The following is a 9093-nucleotide window of genomic DNA, read 5'->3' as shown; positions in this document are numbered from 1 at the left end:
ACGAAGAAGAAAAACAGCGGCTGGCAGAACGAACGAAGAAGTGAGGGATGTCGGCTGCTTTCACGTCTAAAAAAAGTATAATCTGTAATTCGTAGTAATTCGTAATGAAATGTTCGGCCGCAGATGCGGCAAAGGGTAAAAATCGTGATCAAAGAAGAGATTGTCAGAGAACTTTATGCAATTGCAGGGGAAGATGCGGTACAGACCGCAGAACCGATGAAAAATCATACGACCTTCCGTGTGGGCGGTCCGGCAGATTATTTCGTCGCTCCTCATACAGAAGAAGAAATCAGAAAAATCGTGGCTTTCTGCGAAGAAAAAGAGATTCCGTGGTTCGTCACCGGAAACGGCAGCAATCTCGTTGTAAGTGACGAGGGCTACCACGGTGTGATTCTTTCGGTTTACAAAAACTTTCAGGGAATCGAAGTGGAAGGAAACAGAATCCGGGCGAAAGCCGGAAGCATGCTTGTATCCATCAGCCGGGCGGCAAGAGAAGCCGGTCTTTCCGGTATGGAGTTTGCCTCCGGAATCCCTGGAACTTTAGGCGGCGGCGTCCGTATGAACGCGGGAGCCTACGGCGGAGAGATGAAGGATATTGTACAGAATGTCACTGTACTCACAAGAGAAGGTGAGATCCGGGAACTGGAAAAAGAAGAGCTCGGCTTCGGCTACCGTGCCAGCGTCATCAAAGACAGAGGCTACGTCGTACTTGGAGCAGAACTTATGCTTGTTCCGGGAGATAAAGAAGAAATTCTTGCCCGCATGCAGGAATTGAAAAACAAGCGGGTAGGGAAACAGCCGCTCGAGTATCCGAGCGCCGGCAGCGCATTCAAACGGCCGGAAGGCTATTTCGCAGGCAAGCTTGTGATGGATGCCGGACTTTCCGGCTACGCAGTCGGCGGTGCAAAAGTATCGGAAAAACACTGCGGCTTCCTGATCAATGCAGGCGGTGCAACCGCATCGGATGTGATGGAACTGATCCGTCAGATCCAGGCAAAAGTAAAAGAACAGTTTGGCGTACAGCTTGAGCCGGAAATCCAGTTCCTCGGGGAATTCTGATTTTCGTTATCCACCAAAGGAGAAAAAACATGCGTTTTGTAATTGTGACCGGCATGTCCGGTGCGGGAAAAAGTACTGCGTTGAAAATGCTGGAGGACGCGGAATATTTCTGCGTCGATAACCTTCCGATCCCGCTGGTTGAAAAATTTGCACAGCTTACCGCCGACGGTACTTCCGGAGAAATCCAGAAAGTGGCAGTTGGAATCGATATCCGAAGCGGCCAGGCGCTTCCGGACCTGCAGAATGTTCTGGAGTGGATGAGCATCAACGGAATCTGCTATGAGATCCTGTTTCTGGACGCGTCCGATGACGTGCTGGTCAAACGATACAAAGAGACGAGAAGAACGCACCCGCTGGCAGGTCTTGGACGGGTGGATGAGGGAATTAGAAAAGAGCGCAAAGCACTTGAGTTCCTGAAAAAAGATGCGGACTACATTCTCGATACGAGCCAGCTTCTCACAAGAGAGCTGAAAGCGGAGCTCGATAAGATTTTCGTGCAGGATCAGAAATTCAAAAATCTGATGATTACTGTGCTCTCATTTGGATTCAAATACGGAATCCCGGCGGATTCGGACCTTGTTTTCGATGTGCGGTTCCTGCCGAATCCCTACTACGTAGAAGGCATGCGCCCGCTCTCCGGCAACGATGCTCCGGTGCGGGATTATGTGATGGGATTTGAGACAGCGCAGGTGTTTGCGGAAAAATTAGAGGATATGATCCGTTTTCTGATTCCGAATTATATTTCCGAGGGCAAGCATCAGCTCATTATCAGCATCGGCTGCACCGGCGGAAAACACCGTTCCGTAACCCTTGCCAACGAGCTGTACCGGCGTCTTTCCAACGCGAAGGACTATGGAATCCGGATTGAGCACCGGGATCTGGAAAAAGACGCCATCCGAAAAGGAATTTAGAGGTGGAAGGATGTCATTCTCAAGCGAGGTAAAAGAGGAATTATCGAGACATCTTCCGACGGCACGCCACTGCCAGATTGCGGAAACAGCGGCGATCCTGTCACTCTGCGGACAGATTTCCGAGAAGGACGGGACGATACGGATTCAGACAGAGAATGCGTATGTGGCAAGAAAGTACTTTACTTTATTGAAAAAAACATTTAATATAGAGGCAGAGCTTGCAGTTAAGCTGAATCAGAAGGAAAATACGTATCTGATCCGCGTAAATGACAGGGAAGAAACCCGTCAGATTCTGCAGGCAGTGAAGTTACACGAGACAGACCGGCAGTTAGCAATGCCGATTCCGGCTGTTGTGGTACAGCGTCAGTGCTGCAAACGGGCATTTCTGCGGGGCGCATTTTTAGCGTCCGGTTCCATCAGCGATCCCAACCGGTTTTACCATCTCGAAATTGTCTGCCCCGATGCACCGAGAGCAGAACAGGTGCAGGAACTTCTGAAAAGCTTTGGAATTGATGCACGGATCGTTCTCCGGAAAAATCACCATGTGGTTTATATGAAAGAAGGCGCACAGATTGTGGAGATGCTTGGCATCATGGAAGCCAACATCGCACTTATGAATCTGGAAAACGTGCGGATCTTAAAAGAAATGCGCGGCAGTGTCAACCGAAAGGTGAACTGTGAAACTGCCAACATCAACAAAACGGTCAGCGCGGCGATCCGCCAGATCGAAGATATCCGGTATATCGAAGAAACCACAGGCTTTTCTTCTCTGCCGGAACCGCTGGAGCAGATGGCAAGGCTCCGTTTACAATACCCGGAAGCATCGCTTCTGGAACTGGGCAAGATGTTAACGCCGGTTGTTGGTAAATCCGGAGTTAATCATAGATTAAGGAAACTAAAAGAGATTGCAGAAGATTTGCGAAGAAAACAAGGAGGAGAAGTATTATGATTAAGAAACCAATCACAATTCGTCTTTCAAGCGGCCTGGAGGCGAGACCAGTTGCCATGCTGGTACAGGTAGCGAGCCAGTACGAAAGTGAAATCTATGTCGAGAGCGGCAGAAAAAAAGTAAATGCGAAGAGCATTATGGGTATGATGACACTTGGTCTGGACAATGGCGAGGAAGTTACCGTGACCGCAAACGGAAAAGACGAGAGCGAAGCCATGGACGGCGTTGAAAAATATTTAAGCAGTCCTTTTGCTGAATAATCTTACTGCACTTATAGCATAAACATAGAGCAAAACGGCATGTCAGAAAATTTTGACATGCCGTTTTGCTATGCTTTTTTATGTGAAATCAGACGAAAATCAGACCACGTTCTTCGCGCGGAACCAGTAGGTATAGAGATAGGAAAAACCGAGCGATTCATACAGTGTGATCGCAGGCGTGTTTCCCTCAACAACCTGAAGATACGCTTTCGTTGCACCGAGCCGGATTCCCTCGGAGAGGATTGTGCGGCAGATCGAGGAAGCGTAGTGGCGGTGGCGGTACGCAGGATGCACATGGATGGCATAGACACCGACGTAATCGCGGTCGCGGATGCCAAGGCCGGTGGCAATGATCGTTCCGGTTTCATCCTGGATGGAGGTACAGATGGTTTCTTTTGGAATGGCGCGGTACATCGAAGGAACGACCATGCGGTGCATCACGTTCGTCGTGCTCTTTAAAGCAAAGAGGCTGTCAATCCATTTCGGCGGGATAAAGCTGCTGACGGTCACGGCAACGGCAGGATTCTTTTTGGCAAAGTTCGCCAGATCCATTGTCATGACGTGCGTCGTGTGCTGGACTACATAGCCGCGGTCGGCGAGCATTGCATCAAAGCCGGGATTGACAAGCGGACTGATCTTGAAAATTGCCGGTGTACCCCAGCGACGGTAGATCTCCTCACAGTACTGCACTTTTTCCTCCACCGGAATCGTGGACGGCCCGATCTGCTCGACGCTGTTGGTCCGGTGTGTATAAAAATAAGAAAAACGAAGAATCCATCCGTCGTACAGCTCGATCTGGTGAGACGGCCATGCGTTCAGGGAAAGATCTTCGATGGTTTTGATCAGTGTATTCATATGAAAGTATTCCCCCTTTGGTTATGCATATAGTATAGAAGAAACAGGACAGATCTTCAAGAAAAAATCGAAAAATTCGACACGCGGAACCGGGCGGCTGGGACACGATGCGTAACGTTTTCTTGCATAATCGAAGAAAAGGGGTTATAATAGGGGGCAAAGACTGAGAATACAAGGAGAATTGAATATGTCAAAATTACTGAAGGTAATTGTGAATACGCTGCTTCTGCTTGCAATCCTGTCAGCAGGCGCACTGGTGATTCCGCCGTTTGCCGGCATCACGACACTTGTCTCAGACGGGATGGGAAATACCAACATTTCCCGCGGCGCTGTTACGTACGCAAAGAAGACAGATACGTCATCGGTTGCGACGGGAGACAAAATCCTGGTTGATGACAATTCCGGAAAGTATATCTATACGATACAGTCCCTCGACACCGCTGCCGGAACCGCATCCGTAAAAAATGTGATCAGTGGAGACACAACGGAAATTACCGTGAGAGCAACCGTGAGCAAAGTGATCATCACGATTCCGGTGATCGGCTTTCTGTCGATGGCGGCGCAGAGCAGAGAGGGAATCATGATCATCGGACTTGCCATTCTGTTTCTGGTCATTCTGTTCATCCTTTCCGAGGTATGGAAACGTGATGAAGAAGAGGATGAGGAAGAAGAGGAAGAAGACGAAGACGAGGACGATGAGAAAGCGTCCGAAGAGCTTCGCAGCAGAAAGAAAGCTGCTCTGGAAGAAAAAAAGAAACGGGAAGAACAGGAAATGACCGAACAGTTGAGAGCAGCCGACCAGAAAACGGCAGAAGAAGAGAAACAGGACGAATTTGAAATTCCGGATCTGGAAGAAGAAGAAACGGAGCAGGTGTCCTTTAATACCGTCGATCTGCAGAACCTTGTAAGAGGAGAAGAAACCGAAGAAATTCCGGAAGCCGTGGAAGAAACGGAAATCGTCGAAGAAGCTGCCGCAGAAGAAACAGCGGAAGAAGTGACAGAAGAAACCGAAGAACCGGAATCAGCAGAGCCGGAAACTGTGGAAGAAATCGAAGAGTTTGAAGAAACCATCGAAGAGCCGGAAGAAGAGCCGGAACCGGAACCGTCCGAACCGATCGAACTTGCCATGCCGGTTTACACGGCGGAAGAACTCCTCCAGAAGGCCCACGCAGCCGGAGATGACCCGAAAGTCATTGAAGATCCTGCAACCGGCATCACAATCTTAGATTATTCCGACATTCTGTAACTATTCAGAGCCATGCAAACGAAAAGAAAAGAACGCGAATCATGCTTGCATGAATGGACGTTCTTTTCTTTTTGTTCATATGGCAAGAAGCCACATCGAGATGCATCGCAGTGGAATCGAGATGGGGCTCTGAATAGTTGGAAAACGTCAAAAAAGAGAGAGATATAGGAAAAGTGCACAACACGGCACCCCTGTATTTCTCTTTTTGCATAAAAACGGATAAATCGAAAAAAATAAAAAAAAACCTTGATTTTTCGCGGAGTTTCTTGTATACTAACAACTGTTGTGACATTGATAGCGTTGAAGCGCGAGGTTGCCGCTGAGAAACAGCGGGTTTTCCGTGGAGCGAATGTCAAGTTAAAGAAACTGGCGACAAGTCACTGTACCCACAATTAAGTCCACCTGTAAGAGTGGAAACGACCGTGTGCAAACATCAGGACACACACGGGTAAGTGTACAGTCACCGCTTGTCGTACTCGTAAAAGTGCGAAAAGGAGGCGACTTTTTTTATGGCAAGTCAAGTAATGAGAATTACACTGAAAGCGTATGATCATCAGTTAGTAGATGCATCTGCACAGAAAATTATCGAAACTGTAAAGAAGAACGGAGCAACGGTGAGCGGACCAGTACCGCTTCCAACGAAGAAAGAGGTAGTAACAATCCTTCGTGCAGTTCATAAGTACAAAGATTCCCGTGAGCAGTTCGAGCAGAGAACCCACAAGAGACTGATTGATATCATCGCACCTACCCAGAAAACAGTGGATGCATTATCAAGACTGGAAATGCCGGCTGGCGTTTACATCGACATCAAGATGAAAAACAAATAAGATCAGCTGTAAAAAGTCCGGGATCAGCCCCCGGCCATCAATTAAGTAAGCAATAGATGATATAGAAGCAACACTCATTCGAAGGAATCAACATCCCTAAGGGTCATAGTGTTCCACTTATATCAACTGTTCGCTAGAATGAACTTCTTTATAATAGGAAGTTCCGCTGTAGATAAAACAGGAGGTAAAAGGAATGAAGAAAGCAATTTTAGCTACAAAAGTCGGAATGACTCAGATCTTCGACGAAAACGGTGTTTTAGTACCGGTAACTGTATTGCAGGCAGGTCCGTGTGTTGTAACACAGGTGAAAACCGCAGACAACGACGGGTACAGTGCAATTCAGGTAGGCTTCGGCGAGAAGAAAGAAAACCGTGTGAACAAACCAATGAAAGGCCAGTTCGCAAAAGCAGGTGTTTCCTGCAAGAGATATCTGAAAGAGTTCAGATTTGAAGATGCTGAAACCTATACATTAGGACAGGAAATCAAGGCCGATATCTTTGGCGCAGGCGACAAAATCGACGCTACTGCAACAAGCAAAGGTAAAGGATTCCAGGGTGCCATCAAGAGACATGGTCAGTCCAGAGGACCTATGGCTCATGGTTCCAAATATCATCGTCACGCAGGTTCCAATGGTGCTTGCTCCGATCCGAGTAAGGTATTCAAAGGAAAAAGAATGCCAGGACAGATGGGTGGAAAGAAAATCACCGTACAGAACCTGGAAATCGTAAAAGTTGACGTAGAGAACAATTTACTGTTAGTCAAAGGTGCTGTACCAGGACCGAAGAAATCCATGGTTACCATCAAAGAGACAGTAAAATGCGGTAAATAAGTTCGTTGAAAGGAGGAACACACGTAATGGCTAACGTATCTGTATTAAATATGGAAGGCAAAGAAGTTGGCAGCATGGAGCTTAATGATGCAGTGTTCGGTGTAGAAATCAACGAGCATCTGGTACATCAGGCTGTAGTGCTTCAGCTTGCAAATAATCGTCAGGGAACTCAGAAAGCTAAAACCCGTTCCGAAGTAAGCGGTGGCGGAAGAAAACCGTGGAGACAGAAAGGAACAGGTCACGCAAGACAGGGTTCAACAAGAGCTCCTCAGTGGACAGGCGGCGGAGTTGTATTCGCTCCAGTACCAAGAGATTACTCTTTCAAAATGAACAAGAAAGAGAAAAGAGCTGCATTAAAATCCGTTCTGACAAGCAAAGTTCAGGAGAACAAATTCATCGTTCTTGATGAGCTGAAACTTGCAGAGGTTAAAACAAAAGAGATGAAGAAAGTGCTTGATAACCTCAAAGTAAACAACGCACTGGTAATCATCGGAGATGACAGCGAAAACGTAGCACTGTCCGCAAGAAACATTGCTGGCGTTCAGACTGCATCTGTTAATACCATCAACGTATTCGACATGCTGAAATACAACACCATCATCGCAACCAAAACAAGTGTTGCATCTATCGAGGAGGTGTACGCATAATGGCAGATATCAGATATTACGACGTAATCCTGAAACCAATCGTAACTGAGAAGAGCATGAACGCTATGGGCGAGAAGAAATACACATTTATGGTTCACCCGGAAGCAAACAAATCTCAGATTAAAGAAGCAGTTGAGAAAATGTTCGAAGGAACAAAAGTAAAAAGCGTAAACACCATGAACATGGACGGAAAGAACAAACGTCGTGGAATGGTAGTTGGAAAAACTGCAAAGAGCAAGAAAGCAATCGTTGCTCTGACCGAGGACAGCAAAGACATCGAAATCTTCGAAGGACTTTAATTAGCAGCTGTTCGAAATATGCACACATAAGTGCGATACGAAATGAAAGGAGAACAAAGTAATGGGAATCAAAAGCTTTAACCCATATACACCTTCCAGAAGACACATGACCTCCTCTGATTTCAACGAAATCACGAAGAGCACACCGGAGAAATCTCTGGTAGTGTCCCTGAAGAAAAACGCTGGTCGTAACAACCAGGGTAAAATCACTGTAAGACACCGCGGAGGCGGAAGCAGAAGAAAATACAGAATCATCGACTTCAAGAGAAGAAAAGATGATGTTCCGGCAATCGTTAAATCGATCGAGTACGATCCGAACAGAACAGCAAACATCGCTCTGATCTGCTATGCAGACGGCGAGAAAGCATACATCCTGGCTCCGGAAGGACTGAAAGTTGGCATGAAGGTTATGAGCGGCGCTGCTGCCGAGGTAAGACCTGGAAACTGCCTGCCGCTGTCCGAGATTCCGGTTGGTACCATGGTTCACAACGTAGAGCTTCATGCAGGCAAAGGCGGACAGCTTGTTCGTGCAGCTGGTAATGGCGCTCAGCTGATGGCTAAAGAAGGTAAATACGCAACCCTTCGTCTTCCGTCTGGAGAGATGAGAATGGTTCCGATCAACTGCCGTGCATCCATCGGTGTTGTTGGAAATGGCGAGCACAGCCTGATCAACATTGGTAAAGCAGGACGGAAACGTAACATGGGTATCCGCCCGACTGTACGTGGTTCTGTCATGAACCCGAATGACCATCCACATGGTGGTGGAGAAGGAAAGACCGGTATCGGACGTCCGGGCCCGTCTACTCCTTGGGGAAAACCGGCTCTTGGCCTGAAGACCAGAGCAAAGAACAAGCAGTCTAACAAGTACATCGTAAGAAGACGCGATGGAAAAGCTTTATCGAAATAAGGAGGTAAACGATGTCTCGTTCATTAAAAAAAGGACCATTTGCAGATGAAAGCCTGTTAAAGAAAGTTGACGCTGCAAACGCTTCAGGAGATAAAACAGTCATTAAAACCTGGTCACGTCGTTCTACAATCTTCCCGTCATTCGTTGGACACACAATCGCTGTTCATGACGGAAGAAAACATGTGCCGGTATACGTTACAGAGGATATGGTTGGACACAAACTCGGTGAGTTCGTAGCAACCAGAACCTACAGAGGTCACGGCAAGGACGAGAAGAAATCCGGCGTCCGCTAAGTAGAATGATT

At 47.3% G+C, this 9093-nt stretch carries 12 protein-coding genes; 11 read left to right on the top strand and 1 reads right to left on the bottom strand.

What is annotated here, in order from left to right; genetic code table 11:
• The first annotated feature begins 147 nt into the window (after positions 1-147).
• Genes murB through DWX00_RS15480 form a run of 4 tightly spaced genes read left to right on the top strand, consistent with a single transcriptional unit; the run spans position 148 to position 3179 of the window.
• Complete coding sequence (murB, locus tag DWX00_RS15495) at positions 148-1059, top strand: UDP-N-acetylmuramate dehydrogenase (RefSeq protein ID WP_438266870.1); 912 nt, start codon at positions 148-150, stop codon at positions 1057-1059.
• A gap of 29 nt (positions 1060-1088) precedes the next feature.
• On the top strand, positions 1089-1970 hold the full coding sequence (gene rapZ, locus DWX00_RS15490; RefSeq protein ID WP_022461841.1) for an RNase adapter RapZ: 882 nt from the start codon (positions 1089-1091) through the stop codon (positions 1968-1970).
• Positions 1971-1980: 10 nt separating this feature from the next.
• Complete coding sequence (whiA, locus tag DWX00_RS15485) at positions 1981-2919, top strand: DNA-binding protein WhiA (protein ID WP_055220767.1); 939 nt, start codon at positions 1981-1983, stop codon at positions 2917-2919.
• Positions 2916-3179 carry an HPr family phosphocarrier protein gene (locus tag DWX00_RS15480; protein WP_022461839.1) on the top strand — a complete coding sequence of 88 codons (264 nt, stop codon included), beginning with the start codon at positions 2916-2918 and terminating at the stop codon, positions 3177-3179. The genes whiA and DWX00_RS15480 overlap by 4 nt, the downstream gene beginning before the upstream one ends.
• Before the next feature lie 99 nt (positions 3180-3278).
• Here DWX00_RS15480 and DWX00_RS15475 read toward each other — a convergent pair whose 3' ends face one another.
• Positions 3279-4034, bottom strand: a complete 756-nt coding sequence (locus tag DWX00_RS15475) for a GNAT family N-acetyltransferase (RefSeq protein ID WP_118595667.1) — start codon at positions 4032-4034, stop codon at positions 3279-3281.
• 187 nt (positions 4035-4221) lie between these two features.
• Between DWX00_RS15475 and DWX00_RS15470 the strand changes: the two genes are divergently transcribed.
• The 7 genes from DWX00_RS15470 to rpsS all read left to right on the top strand — a co-directional run bounded on the left by DWX00_RS15470 (position 4222) and on the right by rpsS (position 9082).
• Positions 4222-5280: a hypothetical protein gene (locus tag DWX00_RS15470; protein ID WP_118595666.1), complete on the top strand. Its 1059-nt coding sequence runs from the start codon at positions 4222-4224 to the stop codon at positions 5278-5280.
• A gap of 509 nt (positions 5281-5789) precedes the next feature.
• On the top strand, positions 5790-6107 hold the full coding sequence (gene rpsJ, locus DWX00_RS15465) for a 30S ribosomal protein S10 (protein WP_117510469.1): 318 nt from the start codon (positions 5790-5792) through the stop codon (positions 6105-6107).
• A 193-nt stretch (positions 6108-6300) separates the two neighbouring features.
• The gene (gene rplC / locus DWX00_RS15460; RefSeq protein WP_022461666.1) at positions 6301-6936 is read left to right on the top strand and encodes a 50S ribosomal protein L3; all 636 of its coding nucleotides are present in this window, start codon (positions 6301-6303) and stop codon (positions 6934-6936) included.
• A gap of 26 nt (positions 6937-6962) precedes the next feature.
• Positions 6963-7583 carry a 50S ribosomal protein L4 gene (rplD, locus tag DWX00_RS15455; protein WP_055220759.1) on the top strand — a complete coding sequence of 207 codons (621 nt, stop codon included), beginning with the start codon at positions 6963-6965 and terminating at the stop codon, positions 7581-7583.
• Positions 7583-7882: a 50S ribosomal protein L23 gene (gene rplW, locus DWX00_RS15450; RefSeq protein WP_022461664.1), complete on the top strand. Its 300-nt coding sequence runs from the start codon at positions 7583-7585 to the stop codon at positions 7880-7882. Before rplD ends, rplW begins: the two co-directional genes overlap by 1 nt.
• Before the next feature lie 61 nt (positions 7883-7943).
• Positions 7944-8789: a 50S ribosomal protein L2 gene (gene rplB / locus DWX00_RS15445; RefSeq protein WP_055266980.1), complete on the top strand. Its 846-nt coding sequence runs from the start codon at positions 7944-7946 to the stop codon at positions 8787-8789.
• A gap of 11 nt (positions 8790-8800) precedes the next feature.
• Positions 8801-9082, top strand: a complete 282-nt coding sequence (gene rpsS / locus DWX00_RS15440) for a 30S ribosomal protein S19 (RefSeq protein WP_022461662.1) — start codon at positions 8801-8803, stop codon at positions 9080-9082.
• Positions 9083-9093: the final 11 nt, after the last annotated feature.

This window comes from Blautia sp. AF17-9LB (assembly GCF_003479185.1).
GTDB classification, from domain to species: domain Bacteria; phylum Bacillota; class Clostridia; order Lachnospirales; family Lachnospiraceae; genus Fusicatenibacter; species Fusicatenibacter saccharivorans.
The sequence above is the reverse complement of the archived record's forward strand: the minus strand, read 5'-3'. Positions and strand labels throughout refer to the sequence as shown.

Excerpts from the sequence above, each read along its gene's own strand:
- DWX00_RS15480 (WP_022461839.1), top strand. The coding sequence starts at position 2,916 with ATGATTAAGAAACCAATCACAATTCGTCTTTCAAGCGGCCTGGAGGCG.
- rplB (WP_055266980.1), top strand. The coding sequence starts at position 7,944 with ATGGGAATCAAAAGCTTTAACCCATATACACCTTCCAGAAGACACATG.
- DWX00_RS15475 (WP_118595667.1), bottom strand. The coding sequence starts at position 4,034 with ATGAATACACTGATCAAAACCATCGAAGATCTTTCCCTGAACGCATGG.
- rpsS (WP_022461662.1), top strand. The coding sequence starts at position 8,801 with ATGTCTCGTTCATTAAAAAAAGGACCATTTGCAGATGAAAGCCTGTTA.
- rplD (WP_055220759.1), top strand. The coding sequence starts at position 6,963 with ATGGCTAACGTATCTGTATTAAATATGGAAGGCAAAGAAGTTGGCAGC.
- DWX00_RS15470 (WP_118595666.1), top strand. The coding sequence starts at position 4,222 with ATGTCAAAATTACTGAAGGTAATTGTGAATACGCTGCTTCTGCTTGCA.
- rpsJ (WP_117510469.1), top strand. The coding sequence starts at position 5,790 with ATGGCAAGTCAAGTAATGAGAATTACACTGAAAGCGTATGATCATCAG.
- rplC (WP_022461666.1), top strand. The coding sequence starts at position 6,301 with ATGAAGAAAGCAATTTTAGCTACAAAAGTCGGAATGACTCAGATCTTC.
- rapZ (WP_022461841.1), top strand. The coding sequence starts at position 1,089 with ATGCGTTTTGTAATTGTGACCGGCATGTCCGGTGCGGGAAAAAGTACT.
- whiA (WP_055220767.1), top strand. The coding sequence starts at position 1,981 with ATGTCATTCTCAAGCGAGGTAAAAGAGGAATTATCGAGACATCTTCCG.
- rplW (WP_022461664.1), top strand. The coding sequence starts at position 7,583 with ATGGCAGATATCAGATATTACGACGTAATCCTGAAACCAATCGTAACT.